This is a genomic window from Micromonospora sp. CA-248089 (assembly GCF_050948515.1).
Taxonomy (GTDB): domain Bacteria; phylum Actinomycetota; class Actinomycetes; order Mycobacteriales; family Micromonosporaceae; genus Micromonospora.
On record NZ_CP192016.1, the window covers coordinates 1,038,478 to 1,055,908 of the forward strand.

Genomic DNA, 17,431 nt, shown 5'->3' on the forward strand with positions numbered 1-17,431 from the left:
CGGCACACATGTGGCGTGCTCGATGCCCGGGTGCCTGGAGGGGCCGGTAGTAACCTGACCGGCGGATCCGGTCCGGACGCAACGGTGAGGTGGAGATGTCGGTGAGGCGGCACGCGGCGCGGTGGGCCATGGTCGGCGCGCTGCTGGGTGGCCTGATCGCCGTCCCGGCGTCGCCGGCGTCGGCCCGGGACGACCGGGTGGGACTGCGTTCGGCGAACAGCTTCACCGCCGGCGGCCCGCCGGGCACGGTGGCGGTCGAGGTGCGCAAGCGGACCGATGGCTGCGTGCAGCTGCGTACCGCGATCGGGCTCCGCCTGGAGGGTCTGCGGGCGGACCAGGTCAGGGTGCAGGTGGCGTCCGGTGGCCGATGGGTGCCGGTGCCGGTCTCCGGGGACGGCGCCGTCGCCACCGCCGCAGTCGCGCCGGTCGACCGGCCGCTGTGCAAGGGCAAGGGCGTCAGCGTGCGCTACCGGGTGTCCTTCCTGCCCGGCGCCGTCGGCGGTCGGCTGGAGCTGGCCGGCGAGGCGACCGCCGCGAACGGTGACGTGCTCGGGCGGGCCGGCGGGTCGGCCCGGCTGGTGGGCGCCCCCCGGACGCCGAGCCCCAGCCCGTCCCGCAAGCCCTCGCCGACGCCCAGCGCGAGCGAGACCCCGGCGGCCGAGGTGACCGACACGTCGCCGGTGGCCGCCGCCGTCGCCCCGGCCACCGCCGCGGCCGACGACTCGTCGTTCGGAGGTTCCCTGATCATGTGGTTCGGCATCGGGCTGGTGCTCGTCGGCGCCGCCCTCATCGTCCTGCTGCTGCGCCGCAACCGCGCCGACCGGGCCGGCGGCGGGAACGCCGCCGACCTTCCGCCGGTCCCGCTGCCGCGCAGCACCACCACCTACCGCTCCGGCGCGCCCGGACCGGCCCCCACGGTGTACGGGGGCGCTACGCCGCCCCGCCCGGCCGGCAACGTGTACGGCGCGCCCGCGCCCGGGCCGACGCCCCCGGCGGGCGCGGAGGCGACGAGTGTCCTGCCCCCGCCCCCGCACACGGCAGGTGCGGGCGGGCCGGGCATCCCGCCCTCGGCCGCTGCGGGCGGGGACGCGACGAGCGTCCTGCCCCGCTTGCCGGACTGAGCCGGAACCCGACCGGCTCCCGGGGTTACCGTGACGGTGGGTGGTCACGTCGTGACCCGGTAGCCGCCACCTGCCCGACCGGAGGACGGACAACCGGGGCCGAACGGGGCCCCGTGCCGGGGCCGCTCGGCCGATAAGATCGCCTGCGCCGACCGGCACCGCCGACCGGTGAGACCGCATACGTGGAAGGAGCCGCGCCGTGGCCCTGGACCCGCAGTTGCTCGACATTCTCGCCTGCCCGGACACGCACCACGCCCCGCTCGACTACGACGCGCAGGCGCAGACGCTCACCTGCACCGAGTGCGGTCGCATCTTCGAGGTCCGGGACGACGTCCCGGTGCTCCTGCTGGACGAGGCGCGCGGTGGACCCGCCGCCGACGAGGCGCGGGGCGGGTCGTCGCGGTGATGGAGGGGACGGCCGGGGTCAGCGGCCACCGGCACGCCGACGAGGCCCTGCTCGACGACGCGGCGCAGCTCTCCGAGCGCGATCCGGGTGGCATGCTCCGGTTCACCGCGTCCGCGGGCGCCCAGGTACGCGAGTCCGCGGCGCTGGCCGCGGAGGCGAACCTGTCCGTGCTCGCCGACGACGGACGACCGCGCGCGGTGGTCATCGCCGGCATCGGCACCGCCGGGCGTACCGGTGACGTGCTGGCCACCGTCGCCGGGCCGCGCTGCCCGGTGCCGGTCATCCCGCACCGCAGCGCCGGTGTGCCGGGCTGGGTGGGCGCGGCGGACGTGGTCATCGCGGTGAGCGCGTCCGGCCGCAGCCCGGAGGCGCTGGGCGCGGCCGAGGCGGCGCACCGGCGCGGCGCCCGGCTGGTGGCGGTCGGCGCGCCCGACTCGCAGCTCCAGTCGGTGGCCGAGCGGGCCCGCGCACCGTTCATCCCGGTTCCCCGGCGCGCGCCGGCCCGGGCCAGCCTCTGGGCGCTCACCGTGCCGGTTCTGCTGGCCGCCCGTACCCTCGGGCTCGTGAAGGTCAACGAGGCGGATCTGGCCGAGACGGCGGCCCGGCTGGACGCCGACGCCGATCGATGCCGGCCGACCGCCGAGTCCTTCGTCAACCCGGCGAAGTCGCTGGCGCTGGGGCTGTCCGGGTCGATCCCGATCGTGTGGGGTTCGTCCCCGCTGGCCACCGTGGCCGCCCGGCGGTTCGGTGACACGTTGTCCGCGAACGCCCGCTACCCGGTGGTCGCCGGCGCGCTGGGCGAGGCGGGCCGGGGTCGCGTCGGCCTGCTCGACGGCGTGTTCGGCGGCCTGGCCGAGGGCGAGCGGGACATCTTCGCCGACCCGGGCGACGACGAGCCCGACGGCACCCGGCTGCGGCTGGTGCTGCTGCGCGACGGCGGGCTCAACGCCGACGACGACACCGACGAGCCGCTGGCGGTGGAGGAGCGTCGCGCGGACGCGGTGCAGACGCTCGCCGAGCGGCGCGGGGTGCGCTGCGACGTGGTGACCGCCGAGGGTGGCTCCGCGCTGGAGCGGCTCGCGTCGCTGGTGGCGGTCCCCGACTTCGCCTCGATCTACCTCGCCCTGGCCCACGGGCTGGACCCGATGGCGGTACCGGCCATCACGGAGATGAAGGAGCTGGCGAACCAGTGAGCACACGGGGCATCGAGCGAGGCGGGAAATGAGCGCAAACGGGGGCACGAAGGCGATCGTCGCCGCCCTGGCGGCGAACCTCGGCATCGCCGTCACCAAGTTCGTCGCGTTCGCCCTGACCGGCTCGTCGTCGATGCTGGCCGAGTCGATCCACTCGGTGGCCGACTCCGGCAACCAGGGCCTGCTGTTGCTCGGCGGCCGTCGTGCCAAGCGGCGGGCCACGCCCCAGCACCCGTTCGGGTACGGCCGGGAGCGCTACATCTACGCGTTCATCGTGGCGATCGTGCTGTTCAGCATCGGTGGCCTTTTCGCGCTCTACGAGGCGTACCACAAGGCGTCCGATCCGCACCCGATCGAGAGCTGGCAGTGGGTGCCGGTGGCGGTGCTGGTCGCGGCGATCGTGATGGAGAGCTTCTCCTTCCGTACCGCGATCAAGGAGTCGAACCTGATCCGGGGCAACCAGAGCTGGGTCCGGTTCATCCGCCGGGCCAAGGCGCCGGAGCTTCCGGTGGTGCTGCTGGAGGACTTCGGCGCGCTCGTGGGTCTGGTCTTCGCGCTGTTCGGCGTCGGTATGACGCTGATCACCGGCAACGGCATGTGGGACGCGGCGGGCACCGCGATGATCGGTGTGCTGCTGGTGGTCATCGCGATCACGCTGGCGATCGAGACCAAGAGCCTGCTGCTCGGTGAGGGCGCCGAGCAGAGCGAGCTCGACAAGATCGAGCAGGCCGTGACGAACGGTCCCGAGGTCGAGCGGATCATCCACATGAAGACGCTCTACCTCGGCCCGGAGGAGCTCATGGTGGCCGCGAAGATCGCGGTGCCGGCCTGGGAGACCGCCCAGGACCTGGCCCGCGACATCAACGCGGTCGAGGCGCGGATCCGCCGCGAGGTGCCCACCGCGCGGGTGATCTACCTGGAGCCGGACATCTACTCGGCCGCCGCCGAGCGGGCCGGCACCGGGCAGGCGGCGGACACCGCCGTCCCGGAGACCCTGACCACTGGTGGGACGCCCACGGCCGACGAGGTGGCCGGGCGGCCCGGGAGCTGACCGATGGAGTTGTTGCAGGGCCGGATCCGTGACTACGCCTGGGGCTCGCGCACCGCGATCGCCGAGTTGCAGGGGCGTCCGGTGCCGAGCAACGGGCCGGAGGCGGAGCTGTGGCTGGGCGCCCACCCGGGCGCACCGGCCACCGTGCAGCGCGACGGCCGGCCGGTCAGCCTCACCGAGCTGCTGGTGGCCGAGCCGGGCCACTGGCTGGGTGAGCGGCTGGTCGGCCGGTTCGGCACCCGGCTGCCGTTCCTGCTGAAGGTGCTGGCCGCCGACGCGCCGCTGAGCCTCCAGGCGCATCCGGACGCCGAGCAGGCCCGCGCGGGGCACGCCGCCGACGTCGGGCGGGTCAACTACGTGGACCCGTACCACAAGCCGGAGCTGCTGGTGGCGCTCTCGGAGTTCGACGCCCTGTGCGGCTTCCGCGACCCGGGGGAGTCGGCGGCGGCGATCGCCGCGTTCGGCGTACCCGCGCTGGAACCTGTGGTGGCGGCGTTGCGCGACGGGCCGGCGGGGCTGCGGGAGGCGGTACGTCTGCTGCTGAGCTGGCCGCAGGCGGAGCGCGCCGGGCTGGTGGCGGCCGTGCTGGCGGCGGCGGACGCGGGTCCGGCCTCGGCGGACGCCGAGCTGGTCCGCGCGCTGGCGTCCGGCTATCCGGCCGACCCGGGTGTGGTGGTGGCGTTGCTGCTGCACCACGTCCGGCTGGCGCCCGGCGAGGGCATCTGGATGCCGGCCGGGAACCTGCACGCCTACCTGCGCGGTACCGGCGTCGAGATCATGGCGGCCAGTGACAACGTGTTGCGCGGCGGGCTGACCCCGAAGCGGGTCGACGTGGACGAGTTGCTGCGGGTGCTCCGGTTCGAGGTGCTGACCGAGCCGGTGCTGCGGCCGGAGCAGGTGGAGCCGGGCGTGCTGACCTGGCCGGTGCCGGTGGAGGACTTCGCGCTGCACCGGGTCGAGGTGACCGCCGGGTCGTCCGGGGTGCGGTTGACGCTGCCCGGGCCGCGGGTGGTGCTCTGCCGGGCCGGGAAGCTGACCGTGGACGACGGTGTGGGCGTGGTGACGCTGGGCGCGGGTCAGGCCGCTGTGGGTACGGCGGCCGGTGGCCCGCTGGCGGTGAGCGGGGCGGGAGAGGGGTTCGTCGCCACGTGCGGCATGCACTGATCCGCGCAAGTCCGACTTTTCCGAAATAGCTTGACGGCCACCCCGCCTGGTGTGACTCTATGGGTACGCAGCGTTGTCGCGACGAAGGTCCGGTGACGTGCGGGGGAACCAAACCGGGGGGATGCGCGGGGCGGCCGGGCCGTGAGTGGAAAGTCCGCTCACGACCGACCGCCCCGTGCGCTGTCCGCCGACCGGCCGATTGCGCGGTCGGCCAACCGGGCACGGGTCGAACGGCCCGCGAGCGTAAGGTGGAAGGCTGCGCACCACCATCGTTCGACAGGAGCTTCCATGACCAGCACCCTCCCGGCGGCCTCCAGCGGCGCGTCGTCGCAGGCCCGGCCGAGCACCCTCGCCGAGGGCGACTACAAGGTGGCGGATCTGTCGCTTGCCGAGTTCGGGCGTAAGGAGATCCGGCTCGCCGAGCATGAGATGCCCGGTCTGATGGCGATTCGGCGTGAGTTCGCCGAGGTTCAGCCGTTGGCCGGTGCCCGTATCACTGGTTCGTTGCACATGACGGTGCAGACCGCTGTTCTGATCGAGACTCTGGTCGCGTTGGGCGCGCGGGTCCGGTGGGCGTCGTGCAACATTTTCTCCACCCAGGACCACGCGGCCGCGGCGATCGTGGTCGGCCCGGAGGGCACCCCGGAGGCGCCGGCCGGTGTGCCGGTGTACGCCTGGAAGGGCGAGACGCTGCCCGAATACTGGTGGTGCACCGAACAGGTGCTCGCCTGGCCCGACGGGCAGGGCCCGAACATGATCCTCGATGACGGCGGTGACGCGACTCTGCTGGTGCATAAGGGCGTCGAGTTCGAGAAGGCGGGTGTCGTGCCGCCGGTGGAGTCGGCTGATTCGGAGGAGTACGCGGTCATTCTCGAGCTGCTGCACCGGTCGCTGGCCGAGGACGGTCAGCGGTGGACCCGGATCGCCGCGGGGATCAAGGGTGTGACCGAGGAGACGACCACGGGTGTGCACCGGCTCTACGAGATGCACCGGGCGGGGACGTTGTTGTTCCCGGCGATTAACGTCAACGACTCGGTGACGAAGAGCAAGTTCGACAACAAGTACGGCTGCCGGCACTCGCTGATCGATGGCATCAACCGGGCCACCGATGTGTTGATCGGCGGGAAGATGGCCGTGGTGATGGGTTACGGCGATGTGGGTAAGGGTTGCGCGGAGTCGCTGCGTGGGCAGGGTGCCCGGGTGGTGGTGACGGAGGTCGACCCGATCTGCGCGTTGCAGGCGGCGATGGACGGCTATCAGGTCGCCACCCTGGATGATGTGGTGGAGCAGGCGGACATCTTCATCACCGCGACGGGCTGCTTCGATGTGATCACCAACGAGCACATGGCGCGGATGAAGCACCAGGCGATCGTGGGTAACATCGGGCACTTCGACAACGAGATCGACATGGCCGGTCTGGCCAAGCGCAGCGATGTGACGCGGGAGAACATCAAGCCGCAGGTCGACGTGTGGCGTTTCGACGACGGCCACGCGATCATCGTGTTGTCCGAGGGTCGTCTGCTGAACCTGGGCAACGCCACCGGTCACCCGAGCTTCGTGATGTCGAACTCGTTCGCCAACCAGACGATCGCCCAGATCGAGCTGTTCACCAAGACCGACGAGTACCCGATCGGTGTCTACGTGCTGCCCAAGCACCTGGACGAGAAGGTCGCCCGGCTGCACCTGGACGCCCTCGGCGCCAAGCTGACCACGCTGACCAAGGAACAGGCCTCCTACCTGGGCGTCTCCCCGGAAGGCCCGTTCAAGCCCGACCACTACCGCTACTGAGTTCCACGCTCCCGAAGGGACCGGGGTCGGCCGCGCGGCCGACCCCGGTCCCTTTTTCGCGTACGGGGGAAGGCCGTCAGGTGGCCAACCGGGTGACGTTACCCGGATCAGCTTGACGTTTGCTGTGAACAGGAGCAAGGTATGCCTGCCCTAACTCAGCGACGACGGAGTGCCTGATGTTCGCCACGTACTTGATCGGCCTGCGTGAAGGTCTGGAAGCGACGCTCGTGGTCAGCATCCTCGTCGCCTTCCTGGTCAAGTCGCAGCGCCGGGACCGGCTGCCGCAGGTGTGGGCCGGTGTCGGCCTGGCCGTGGCGCTCTCCGTCGGCTTCGGCTCCCTGATCCAGTGCACGTCGACCTCACTGCTGCGCACCTCCGAGTCGCGCGAGCTGTTCGAGGCGGTCACCTCGGTCGCCGCCGTGGTCTTCGTGACCTGGATGATCTTCTGGATGCGCCGGGCCGCCCGCACCATCGCCGGGGAGCTGCGCGGCAAGCTCACCGACGCGCTCGCGGTCGGCTCCCTGGCCGTCGCCGGCATGGCGTTCCTCGCGGTCATCCGTGAGGGCCTGGAAACCGCGCTGATCTTCTACGCCGCCGCCGAGAGCGCAGCCGGCGGCACCGGGCCCGGCTCGCTGCTCGCACTGGCCGGCGGCATCGCCACCGCCGTCGTCATCGGCTTCCTGCTCTACCGCAGCGCGGTACGGATCAACCTGAGCCGGTTCTTCACCTGGACCGGCGCGCTGCTCATCCTGGTCGCCGCCGGCATCCTCAAGTACGGCGTGCACGACTTCCAGGAGGCGGGCGTGCTGCCCGGCCTGAACGACCTGGCGTTCGACATCTCGGCCACGTTCGACCCGAGTTCCTGGTACGGCGCGCTGCTCGCCGGCATGTTCAACATCACCGCCGCGCCGACGGTGCTGGAACTGGTCGCCTGGGTCGCGTACGCGGTGCCGGTGCTCGTGCTCTTCCTGCGCAAGCCGGCCCAGCCCGCTCAACCCGCGAAGCCGGCCCGGCCCGCCGAGCCGGTCCCGGCCGCCGCGCCCGCAGCCGACACGTCCGACGCGCCGGCCGACGTCGCCGCCGTTCCGTCCCCCCGCGCCTGACCCGCCCGTTCCCGAGGAGACCCCGCACGATGCGTACCACTCGACTCGTCGCGCCCGCCGCTGCCGGGCTGCTCGCCGTCGCCGGACTGGCCGGCTGCGGAGGCGGTGACGACGCCGACGCCACGAACGGCGGTCCGATCGCCGTCAAGGCCACCGACACCGTCTGCGAGGTCGGCGACACCGAGATCGACGCCGGCCAGGTGACCTTCAAGGTGACGAACACCGGTTCCAAGGTCAACGAGTTCTACGTCTACGCCGCGGGTGACCGGGTGATGGGCGAGGTGGAGAACATCGCCCCCGGGCTCAGCCGGGAGCTGCGCGTCGAGCTGACCGCCGGCACGTACGAGACGGCCTGCAAGCCGGGGATGAGCGGCCGGGGCATCCGGGGCGCGCTGAAGGTCTCCGGCACCGCCGCGACTGTCGCCCCTGATGCGGCGCTGACCCAGGCCGCCGAGAGCTACCAGCGGTACGTGCGCAGCCAGACCGCCGCGCTGCTGACGAAGACCGAGGAGTTCGTGGCGGCGGTCAAGGCGAACGACGTGGCGAAGGCCAAGGCGCTGTACCCGGTGGCCCGCACCTACTGGGAGCGGATCGAGCCGGTGGCGGAGAGCTTCGGCGACCTCGACCCGAAGATCGACGGCCGTGAGGAGGTGGTCGAGGAGGGCATGGAGTTCACCGGCTTCCACCGGATCGAGAAGGACCTCTGGACCACCGGCGACGTCAGTTCCGACGGCCCGATCGCGGACCGGCTCCTTGTCGACGTCAAGGCGATCGTCGCCAAGGCGGACGCCGAGAAGCTCACCCCGCTCCAGCTCGCCAACGGCGCCAAGGCGCTGCTCGACGAGGTCGCCAGCGGCAAGATCACCGGCGAGGAGGAGCGCTACTCGCACACCGACCTGTGGGACTTCAACGCCAACCTGGAGGGCTCCAAGGCGGCCATCGCCGCGCTGCGGCCGGCGCTGGAGCAGCGCGCGCCCGACCTGGTCAAGCAGCTCGACAGCGAGTTCGCGAACGTGGAGGCCACGCTCGGCAAGCACCGCGCCGGCGACGGCTGGAAGCTGCACACCCAGCTCGGCAAGGACGAGCTGAAGGAGCTGTCGGACACGGTGAACGCGCTGGCCGAGCCGGTCAGCAAGGTCGCGGCGGCCGTCGCGCGATGACCGGCCCCGCCGACGGCGACGCGACGAGCGAGCCGAACCGCGAGCGGACCGGCCGTGGCCTGTCCCGGCGCCGGGCGATGACACTCGCAGGCGTCGGCGTGGCGGGCGTCGCCGGGGTGGCGGGCGGCGCGGGCGCGCTGCTCGCCGGCGGGAACGAGGCGTCCGCCACCGGATCCGCCGCCGGGTCGGTGCCGTTCCTCGGCGAGCACCAGGCCGGCATCACCACCCCGGCGCAGGACCGGCTGCACTTCGTCGCGTTCGACGTGGTCACGAAGGACCGGGACCGGCTGGTCGCGATGCTCCAGGAGTGGACCGCCGCCGCGGCCCGGATGACCGCCGGCAAGGACGCCGGGGTGATCGGCGCGGTCGGCGGCATGCCCGAGGCCCCGCCGGACGACACCGGTGAGGCGCTCGGACTGCCCCCGTCGCAGCTCACCCTCACCGTGGGCTTCGGGCCGACGCTCTTCCGTGACGCGCAGGGCCGGGACCGCTTCGGCATCGCCGCCCGGCGTCCGGCCGCCCTGGCCGACCTGCCGCACTTCGCCGGGGACGCGCTGCGGCCGGAACTGTCCGGCGGTGACCTCTGCGTCCAGGCGTGCGCCAACGACCCGCAGGTCGCGGTGCACGCCATCCGCAACCTCGCCCGGATCGGCATGGGCGTGGTGAGCGTCCGCTGGTCGCAGCTCGGCTTCGGGCGTACCTCGTCGACGTCGCGGGACCAGGCCACACCCCGCAACCTGTTCGGCTTCAAGGACGGCACCGCCAACCTCAAGGCCGAGGACGCCGCCCTGCTCCGCGACCAGCTCTGGGCGCAGCCCGGCGACGGTCCGGACTGGATGACCGGCGGCTCCTACCTGGTCACCCGGAAGATCCGGATGCTGATCGAGACGTGGGACCGCAGCCCGCTGGCCGAACAGGAGATGATCGTCGGCCGGACCAAGGGCAGCGGCGCGCCGCTGGGCCGCCGCGACGAGTTCGACGAGCCGGACTTCGCCGCCAAGGGCGACGACGGGGAGCCGCTCATCGCCGACACCGCGCACGTACGGCTGGCCCACCCGGACGCGAACGACGGCGCCCGCCTGCTGCGTCGCGGCTACAACTTCGTGGACGGCTCGGACGGGCTGGGCCGGCTCGACGCCGGTCTGTTCTTCATCGCCTACCAGCGGGATCCGCGCCGGCAGTTCGTGCCGATCCAGACCCGGCTGGCCCGCAACGACGCCATGAACGAGTACCTGCGGCACGTCTCCAGCGGCCTGTTCGCCTGCCCGCCCGGCGTACACGACGCGGCCGACTGGTGGGGGCGGGCGCTGTTCGCCTGAGCCCGGCTCAGCGGCGTACCGGATCGGGGCCGGCGTCCGGCACGGCGGACCGCAACCGGCCGTCGACCGGCGCGGCCGGACGCAGGGCGGCAGGCGCGACAGCGTGCGGCACGGCGGCCGACGCCGGGACCAGCTCCGGCCAGAGCGCGGCGGTGACCGCCCGGGTCCGGCCCATCCGCAGCGCGGCCCGGCGCCCCCGCTCGGCCAGCACGGCGGACAGGTAGACCGAGTCCGGCGCGGCCCACGGCGGAGGCGGCGAGGTGACCGCCGCGACCTCCGCCCACAGCGCCCGGCCCAGTAGGAGACGGTCCGGCTCGGCGAGCTGGGGCAGCCGGTCCAGGTACTGCCGGGCGGCCAGCGCCAGCCCGTCGTCGAACCGGGTCAGGTCGAGCGTGGTCGCCCAGGCCAGCAGCGGCGGCGGTGCCGGCGGCAGCGGACGCCAGTGCGCGGCGCCGCGGCTGTGCACCACGAGCGTGCCGGCGACCAGGTCGCCCAGCCGGCGACCGCGCGGGTCGGTGAGCATCACCGTGACGCCGGCGACCCAGCTCAGCAGCGGCAGCACCAGACCGGGCCACTCCACCGCCACGCCCACGAGCGCCCGGGTCAGCGACTGGCCCACGCCCACCGGGCCGCCGTCGGCCCGCACCACCCGCAACCCCACGGCCAGCTTGCCCACCGTCCGGCCACCGGCGAAGCGCTCCATCGTCACCGGATAGCCCAGCAGGACAAGCACCAGCAGCACGATCTGGAGCGCGCCGGCCAGCGCCGCGTCGAGGACGTCGCCCAGCAGCGCGAGCGCGACCATCGCCAGCACCGCGCCGAGCACCAGGAACAGCACGAGCTGGATCACGGCGTCGATCAGCAGGGCGAGCACCCGGGAACCCAGCCGGGCCACCCGGACGTCCAGCTCGACCGCCTCGCCGCTGACCAGACCGGCGTCGGCCCAACGAGGCGGTGAGGGAGGTTGCGCGCGCACCCCGACAGTGAACACCATGGACGCCGAACGGGGGAGGGTGAGTGGATCTCGACGCGTACGTGGCCGAGCACGGCGCCGAATGGCGACGGCTGGAACACCTGACCGGGCGGCGTCGCCTCGACGCGGCCGAGGTCGACGAGCTGGTGGCGCTCTACCAGCGCACCGCCACGCACCTGTCCGCGTTGCGCGCCCGGGCACCCGAGCCGGCGCTGGTGAACCGCCTCTCCCACCTCGTCCTCGCGGCGCGGGCCCGGGTCACCGGCCGCCCCCGGCCGTCCTGGGCCGCGGTGGGCCGGTTCCTGACGGCCGACCTGCCCGCCGCCCTCTACCGGGCCTGGCCGTGGTGGTGCGGCGTGGCCACGGCGTTCAGCGCGTTGAGCGCCTTCCTCATCTGGTTCGTCGCCTCCAACCCCGACACGGCCGCCGCGTTCGTCGGCGCCGAGGAGGCCAAGCAACTGGTGGACTCCGGTTTCGCCGGCTACTACTCCGAGTTCTCCGCGCCCACGTTCGCGTTCCGCCTCTGGACGCACAACGCCTGGCTGGCCGCCCAGTGCCTGGCCGCCGGCGTGCTCGTGGTGCCGGTGTTCTGGCTGCTGTGGCAGAACGCGCTCAACATCGGCGTGGTCGGCGGCGTAATGATCTCCTACGACCGGGCCGACGTCTTCTTCGGCATGATCACCCCGCACGGGCTGCTGGAACTGACCGGCATCTTCGTCGCCGCCGGGGTCGGCCTGCGGACCGCCTGGGCCTGGATCGCCCCGCCCGCGCACCTCGGACGCGGCCGGGCTCTCGCCGAGGCGGGACGGCTCGCCGCCGTGGTCGCCGCCGGCCTGGTCGGCGTCTTCGCGGTCTCCGCGCTGATCGAGGCGTTCGTCACCCCGGCGCCGGTGCCGATCCCGCTGCGGGTGGCGACGGGCGCCGCGGTGTGGCTGGCCTTCCTGGCGTACGCGCTGGTGCTCGGCCGGCGCGCGGTCAGAGCTGGCCGAGGGACTTGAGCCGCAGATAGGTGTCGGCGACCGCCGGGGCCAGCCGGTGCCCCGGTACGTCCACCACCGTCACGCCGTAGCGCGACAGGACGGCGCGTACCCGCTCCCGCTCGGCCAGCGCCCGCCACGCCGACGCGGCCGCGTACGGGTCGTCCGGGCCGGCCGGGGTGGCGGTGGCGAGCCCGGTCAACACCGGGTCGCCGGCCGCGGCGAGCACCACCCGGTGCCGGGTCGCCAGCCGGGGCAGCACCGGCAACAGCCCGTCGCCGATCGCGCCCGCCTCCAGCGCGGTGAACAGCACCACCAGGCTGCGCTGCCGCTCCCGGCGCAGCACCTCGGCGGCGATCAGCTCGAAGTCGGTCTCGGCCAGCGCGGGCTGCAACGGCGCCACCGCGTCGACCAGCCGGGCGAGCAACGCCGGACGGCCGCTGCCGGTCACCCGCGCCCGGATCTCGGTGTCCGCCGCCAGCAGGTCCACCCGGTCACCGGCACGGGCGGCGAGCGCGGTGAGCAGCAGCGCCGCGTCGATGGCGGTGTCCAGCCGCGGCTCGTCGCCGAGGCGTACCGCCGACGTGCGGCCGGTGTCCAGGACGCACACCAGGCGCCGGTCCCGCTCCGGCCGCCAGGTGCGTACCAGCACGTCGGCGCGGCGGGCGCTGCCCCGCCAGTCGATCGAGCGGACGTCGTCGCCCACCGCGTACTCGCGCAACGTGTCGAACTCGGTGCCGTGACCGCGCCCCCGGGTCACCTGCACGCCGTCGATGACCCGTAACCGGGCCAGTTTCTCCGGCAGGTGCCGGCGGGAGTCGAAGCGGGGCAGCACCCGCAGCGTCCACCGAGGCGTCGCGGGGCGGCCGGCGCGCTGCCGGGCGCCCAGGCGCATCGGCCCGAGCGACCGTACGGTCAGCGCCACCGCCGGCCGGTCGCCGCGCCGGGTCGGGGTGAGCCGGACCGGCAGCGTGGCGGTGCCACCGGGCGGCACGGTGAGCAGGCGGTCCGGCAGCACGTCCGGACGCGCCCCGGCCGAGGGCACCCAGGCGTCGCGTACCTGGGCGTACAGCGTGCGGTCGGTCGGGTTGGCCAGGTGCAGCGTGACGGTCGCGGTGCCACCGAGGCGGACCGTCCGCTCCCCGGAACGGGTCACGGTGAGCGCGTGCGGCGGCACCGCCAGCGCCCGGTCGAGCAGCACCAGCAGCAGCACCGCCGCGGTCAGCACGGCGACGCCGAGGAACGGCGCCGGCCAGGCCGGCAGGGTCAGCGCGCCCGCGCCGAGCAGCAGACCCGCCCGCCAGGTCATCGCGGCGTCGGCACGGTGGCCAGCACCGAGTCCAGCACGGCGTCCACGGTGATGCCCTCCAGCTCCACCTCCGGACGCGGACGCAGCCGGTGCCGCAGCGTCGGACGGGCGACCGCCTTGACGTCGTCCGGGGTGACGTGGTCGCGACCGGCCAGCCAGGACCACGCCTTGGCGGCGTTCAGCAGCGCGGTGGCACCCCGGGGGGAGGCGCCCAGCTCCAGCGCCGGGGCGGCCCGGGTGCCCCGGCACAGGTCCACGATGTAGCCGAGCACCGGCTCGGCCACGTGCACCCTCTGCACCTCCGCCCGGGCGGCGGCCAGGTCCGCGGCGCCGGCAACCGGGCGTACGCCGGCGGCACGAAGGTCACGCGGGTCGAAGCCGGCGTGGTGCGCGCGCAGCACGCCCAGCTCCTCCTCGCGCTCCGGCAGCGGCACCGTCAGCTTGAGCAGGAAGCGGTCGAGCTGCGCCTCGGGCAGCGGGTAGGTGCCCTCGTACTCGACCGGGTTCTGGGTGGCCACGACGATGAACGGGTCGGGCAGCGGACGGCGCTCGCCGTCGACGGAGACCTGCCGCTCCTCCATCACCTCCAGCAGCGCGGACTGCGTCTTCGGCGGGGTCCGGTTGATCTCGTCGGCGAGCAGCAGGTTGGTGAAGACCGGCCCCTCCCGGAACGTGAACGCGGCGGTGCGCTGGTCGAAGATCAGCGAGCCGGTGACGTCGCCGGGCATCAGGTCCGGGGTGAACTGCACCCGCTTGGCGTCCAGGTCGAGCGCGGCGGCCAGCGTCCGCACCAGCAGCGTCTTGGCCACTCCCGGTACGCCCTCCAGCAGCACGTGCCCCCGGCAGAGCAACGCGATCACCAGGCCGGTGACCACGGCGTCCTGCCCGACGACGGCCTTGGCGACCTCGGCGCGCAGCCGGTGCAGGGCGGCGCGGGCGCCGGACGGGGCGGTGGTCGTGACGGGTCCGGTCACCGGGTGTCTCCTTCGCTCGGATGCGGGGCCAGGGTACGGGTCAGGGCGTCCAGGTCACGGGCCAGCTCCAGCAGCTCGCGGTCCTTCTCCGGGGCGGGACCGTAGAGCAGGCCGGCCACCCGTTCCGGGTCGGCGCCGGCGCGCTCGGCGACCCGGGCGGCCACCTCGTCGTCGGGCGTGTCCGGGGGCAGGTTGAGCCAGGTCACGAGCCGGTCCAGCGCGGCGGCGCGCAGCGTCTCGGCGACGGTGTCCCGGGCGCCGGCCCGGCGGTAGAGCCGGGCCCGGCCGCGTACCGTCTCGGCGGCCCGGACGGTGACCGGCAGCGGCTCCGACACCGGCGGCCCGAGCCGGCGGGCGCGCCACAGCACCACGAGCAGCCCGGCCAGGGCGAGCTGCACCAGGAGGGCCCAGAACCAGGGCGGGAAGGCGCCCCAGAGCGGGTTCTCCCGGGGCGGGTCGGCGCGGTCGGGCGGGTCGGGCCGCTCGGACCGGCCGCTGCCGCCCTGGGTGGGCTCCTCGGTGAACGGCTCCGCCGACCAGCTCGGGCGCGTCGGGGCCGGCACCGGCTCGGGCAGGTCGAGCCAGACCAACGGGCGGCCGGCGCCGAGCAGGCCGGTGGCGAGAGCCTCGTTGCCCCACTCGTCGATCCGGTCGTTGCGGAACGGGTCGCTGGCGCCGGCCAGCACCACCTCGATCCGGCCGGGAGCGCGCAGCAGCGCGCCGCCGTAGCAGCTGTCGACCTCGGCCGGCCCGGCGTAGCGCTGCAGGTCGATCGCGGCGGCACCGGCCCGGACCGCCTCGGGCAGCCGGCACGGGGTGCCGCCGGCGTCCGGCGGCACCGCCCGGGCGGCCCAGCGCCGGTCGGCCGGCTCGATCGGCGTGTCCAGCTCGGTGAGCACCCGCCGGGACGGCTCGACCAGCACCAGCCGGCTGCCGGGCGGCAGGGTGGTCAGGCCGCCGAGCCGGTCCGGTTGCACCAGAGCGGGGGCGGGCACGAACAGCGTGCTCGGCTCGGCCCCGGCGGTACGCAGCGCCGCCGCCAGGTCCGTCTCCCGGCGCACCGGTACGCCCTGGGCGCGCAGCGCCTCCGCGAGCCTGCTGGCGCCGTCGTCGTCGGTGGCGACCGGGGACAGGAAGCCGGGCTCGTCGGCGTCGGGCCGGTCGATCGCGCGCAGCACGAGCGTGGTGACGATCAGCAGCACAGCGAGGCCGAGCGGGACGAGCAACCGGTACGTGCGCCGGCGCGGCGCCGACGTGGCCGCCGCCGTCGTCGTGGTCTCCGGTACGACGGTGGCGGTCACCGCGGCTCCTCCCCGGTCAGCTCGCGACGCAGGTCGGTGGCGAGTTCCCGCATCCGCCGGTCGTGCGCGGCGGTGGCGGGACGCTGGGCGTACCAGAGGTCGGAGAAGATCGACCCGGCCGCGTGCAGCGCCGGCCGGACCTGCGGCCGGGTGCGGGCCGCCGCCTCGGTCAGCTCCACGACGGTGAGCCCGGGTCGGGGTTCCACCACCCGCCGGACGACGAGAAGCCGGACCATCTCGCGCAGCCGCTCCCGGACCGCTTCGGCGTACCGGCCCTCGGCCGCGAGCCGGTCGGCCAGTCCCGGTCCGTCCGCCGCCGGTTCCGGCAGCCGGGGTGACGGCAGCCGCACGGACGGCGGATCGGTGCGCGGCCGGCGGGCACGCCGCCGGAACCGGAGCAGCCGCAGCCGGGGCAGCCGTACCCGGCGCAGACGCGGGCGCCGCAGCCGGGGGATCGTGAACCGGGGCAGCCGACGGGGCACCCAGGCCGGAAAGAAATACCAGGCCAGCGCCGCCAGCAACGCGACCGCCAGCAGGATCAGCGCGGCCAGCGGCAGCGGCACCACGTCACCGAGGGCCGCGACCGTCTCGGTCCACCACCGGCTCACCGGTGCGCCGCCAGCAGGACGGGCTCGGGGACGCCGGCCGGGGCGCGGGAGAGCCGGATGTCCAGCCCTTCGGTGCGGATCCGGGTCTCCAGGTGCAGAACCGCGTCCAGGCAGGCGAGCGCCGGGTACGCCAGCGCGTTCACCGCGGCGAACGCGGCGATCGTGATCGGCAGCGCCCAGGCCGAGACGTCGAACAGACCCAGCATGGCGAGGCCGTTGTAGACGCCCAGCCCGATGCCCAGCCGGATCAGCCACCAGCCCAGGTAGCCCAGCAGCCGGATCGCGGCGGCCCGCGCGCTGACCCGGCCGGCCAGGCGTACCGCCCGCCAGGGCGCCAGATGCGCGGGCACACCGTCCAGCACCAGCACCGGCACGACCAGGCCGAGCAGCGCGTACGCCAGGAACCAGCCCGGCCCGGTCAGGCCGGCCACGGCGACGATCAGCCCGACCAGGGCGGCGGCCGGCAGTGTCGCGCCGAGCCGGGCGCCGCGCAGCAGCTCGGCCGGCCCCGGACGGCGCCCCAGCAGCGCCGCCCCGGCGCCGCGTGCCGCCGGGGCGGCGAGCAGCGCGACGATCGCGGCCTCGGTGCCCGCGCCGGCGGCCAGCAGCAGCCAGTACTCCGGGAGGGTCTCGCCGAACGCCGCCGGCCACCAGTACGGCGGGTCGGTCCCGGCCAGCATCCGCAGCGGGTGGAGCACCGCCTGTTCGGCGAGGGCCAGCAGGAGGGCGAGCGGTACGAGCACCCGGGCCTGGTCGCGCAGCAGCAGCACGGCCGCGTCGAGCAGCTCGCCGACGGTCAGCGGACGGCGCGGGAGCACCGCGGTCGGGCCGGCGTCGGGCACGCGTACTCCTGGGCGGGGGCGAGCGGAGGTGGCGGGCGGGGCGACGCCCGGGGGATCATGGTTGCACGGCGGGTCCGCATCCGGTGGACCCGTCCGGCCCGGCGCGCCACGCTGGGCGGCCACGCCGACTTGCGGTGGTGCG

Annotated in this window: 16 protein-coding genes; 10 read left to right on the top strand and 6 right to left on the bottom strand. The window is 74.4% G+C overall.

The genetic code is table 11. From position 1 onward, the window contains the following. Positions 1-95 precede the first annotated feature (95 nt). From ACQP26_RS05145 to efeB, 9 genes are all read left to right on the top strand, one after another. The gene (locus ACQP26_RS05145; RefSeq protein ID WP_433495079.1) at positions 96-1,121 is read left to right on the top strand and encodes a hypothetical protein; all 1,026 of its coding nucleotides are present in this window, start codon (positions 96-98) and stop codon (positions 1,119-1,121) included. A gap of 199 nt (positions 1,122-1,320) precedes the next feature. Continuing rightward, a complete protein-coding gene (locus tag ACQP26_RS05150) occupies positions 1,321-1,527 on the top strand; it encodes a Trm112 family protein (RefSeq protein WP_091418686.1) in 207 nt (68 codons plus the stop codon). Continuing rightward, entirely contained in the window at positions 1,524-2,720 is a 1,197-nt protein-coding gene (locus ACQP26_RS05155) for an SIS domain-containing protein (RefSeq protein ID WP_030271147.1), read from the top strand. The genes ACQP26_RS05150 and ACQP26_RS05155 overlap by 4 nt, the downstream gene beginning before the upstream one ends. 28 nt (positions 2,721-2,748) lie before the next feature. Further along, positions 2,749-3,771, top strand: a complete 1,023-nt coding sequence (locus tag ACQP26_RS05160; RefSeq protein WP_433495080.1) for a cation diffusion facilitator family transporter — start codon at positions 2,749-2,751, stop codon at positions 3,769-3,771. 3 nt (positions 3,772-3,774) lie between these two features. After that, positions 3,775-4,935 carry a mannose-6-phosphate isomerase, class I gene (gene manA, locus ACQP26_RS05165; protein WP_433495081.1) on the top strand — a complete coding sequence of 387 codons (1,161 nt, stop codon included), beginning with the start codon at positions 3,775-3,777 and terminating at the stop codon, positions 4,933-4,935. Positions 4,936-5,223: 288 nt separating this feature from the next. Beyond that, on the top strand, positions 5,224-6,723 hold the full coding sequence (gene ahcY, locus ACQP26_RS05170; RefSeq protein ID WP_433495082.1) for an adenosylhomocysteinase: 1,500 nt from the start codon (positions 5,224-5,226) through the stop codon (positions 6,721-6,723). A 176-nt stretch (positions 6,724-6,899) separates the two neighbouring features. After that, positions 6,900-7,826: an iron uptake transporter permease EfeU gene (gene efeU / locus ACQP26_RS05175; protein ID WP_433495083.1), complete on the top strand. Its 927-nt coding sequence runs from the start codon at positions 6,900-6,902 to the stop codon at positions 7,824-7,826. Between the two features lie 29 nt (positions 7,827-7,855). Continuing rightward, complete coding sequence (gene efeO / locus ACQP26_RS05180) at positions 7,856-8,986, top strand: iron uptake system protein EfeO (protein WP_269702026.1); 1,131 nt, start codon at positions 7,856-7,858, stop codon at positions 8,984-8,986. Then, on the top strand, positions 8,983-10,305 hold the full coding sequence (gene efeB, locus ACQP26_RS05185; RefSeq protein WP_433495084.1) for an iron uptake transporter deferrochelatase/peroxidase subunit: 1,323 nt from the start codon (positions 8,983-8,985) through the stop codon (positions 10,303-10,305). The genes efeO and efeB overlap by 4 nt, the downstream gene beginning before the upstream one ends. Positions 10,306-10,312: 7 nt before the next feature. Here the strand turns inward: efeB and ACQP26_RS05190 are convergent, their stop codons facing one another. Continuing rightward, positions 10,313-11,281: an RDD family protein gene (locus ACQP26_RS05190; protein WP_269702023.1), complete on the bottom strand. Its 969-nt coding sequence runs from the start codon at positions 11,279-11,281 to the stop codon at positions 10,313-10,315. Between the two features lie 41 nt (positions 11,282-11,322). Here ACQP26_RS05190 and ACQP26_RS05195 point away from each other — a divergent pair, with 41 nt between their 5' ends. Next, positions 11,323-12,276, top strand: a complete 954-nt coding sequence (locus ACQP26_RS05195) for a stage II sporulation protein M (RefSeq protein WP_269702022.1) — start codon at positions 11,323-11,325, stop codon at positions 12,274-12,276. Here ACQP26_RS05195 and ACQP26_RS05200 read toward each other — a convergent pair. Genes ACQP26_RS05200 through ACQP26_RS05220 form a run of 5 tightly spaced genes read right to left on the bottom strand, consistent with a single transcriptional unit; the run spans position 12,254 to position 17,289 of the window. Continuing rightward, on the bottom strand, positions 12,254-13,564 hold the full coding sequence (locus ACQP26_RS05200; protein WP_433495085.1) for a DUF58 domain-containing protein: 1,311 nt from the start codon (positions 13,562-13,564) through the stop codon (positions 12,254-12,256). The genes ACQP26_RS05195 and ACQP26_RS05200 overlap by 23 nt on opposite strands. Then, positions 13,561-14,538, bottom strand: coding sequence for an AAA family ATPase (locus ACQP26_RS05205; protein WP_269702019.1), 978 nt, complete (start codon positions 14,536-14,538; stop codon positions 13,561-13,563). The genes ACQP26_RS05200 and ACQP26_RS05205 overlap by 4 nt, the downstream gene beginning before the upstream one ends. Then, positions 14,535-15,839: a DUF4350 domain-containing protein gene (locus ACQP26_RS05210; protein ID WP_433495086.1), complete on the bottom strand. Its 1,305-nt coding sequence runs from the start codon at positions 15,837-15,839 to the stop codon at positions 14,535-14,537. The genes ACQP26_RS05205 and ACQP26_RS05210 overlap by 4 nt, the downstream gene beginning before the upstream one ends. Then, positions 15,836-16,447, bottom strand: a complete 612-nt coding sequence (locus ACQP26_RS05215) for a DUF4129 domain-containing protein (protein WP_433495087.1) — start codon at positions 16,445-16,447, stop codon at positions 15,836-15,838. Before ACQP26_RS05215 ends, ACQP26_RS05210 begins: the two co-directional genes overlap by 4 nt. Then, positions 16,444-17,289, bottom strand: coding sequence for a hypothetical protein (locus ACQP26_RS05220; protein ID WP_433495088.1), 846 nt, complete (start codon positions 17,287-17,289; stop codon positions 16,444-16,446). Before ACQP26_RS05220 ends, ACQP26_RS05215 begins: the two co-directional genes overlap by 4 nt. Positions 17,290-17,431: the final 142 nt, after the last annotated feature.

Bases quoted from the DNA above. Each gene is read 5' to 3' on its own strand.
- ACQP26_RS05145 (WP_433495079.1), top strand. From the start codon at position 96: ATGTCGGTGAGGCGGCACGCGGCGCGGTGGGCCATGGTCGGCGCGCTG.
- ACQP26_RS05160 (WP_433495080.1), top strand. From the start codon at position 2,749: ATGAGCGCAAACGGGGGCACGAAGGCGATCGTCGCCGCCCTGGCGGCG.
- manA (WP_433495081.1), top strand. From the start codon at position 3,775: ATGGAGTTGTTGCAGGGCCGGATCCGTGACTACGCCTGGGGCTCGCGC.
- ahcY (WP_433495082.1), top strand. From the start codon at position 5,224: ATGACCAGCACCCTCCCGGCGGCCTCCAGCGGCGCGTCGTCGCAGGCC.
- efeU (WP_433495083.1), top strand. From the start codon at position 6,900: ATGTTCGCCACGTACTTGATCGGCCTGCGTGAAGGTCTGGAAGCGACG.
- efeO (WP_269702026.1), top strand. From the start codon at position 7,856: ATGCGTACCACTCGACTCGTCGCGCCCGCCGCTGCCGGGCTGCTCGCC.
- efeB (WP_433495084.1), top strand. From the start codon at position 8,983: ATGACCGGCCCCGCCGACGGCGACGCGACGAGCGAGCCGAACCGCGAG.
- ACQP26_RS05200 (WP_433495085.1), bottom strand. From the start codon at position 13,564: ATGACCTGGCGGGCGGGTCTGCTGCTCGGCGCGGGCGCGCTGACCCTG.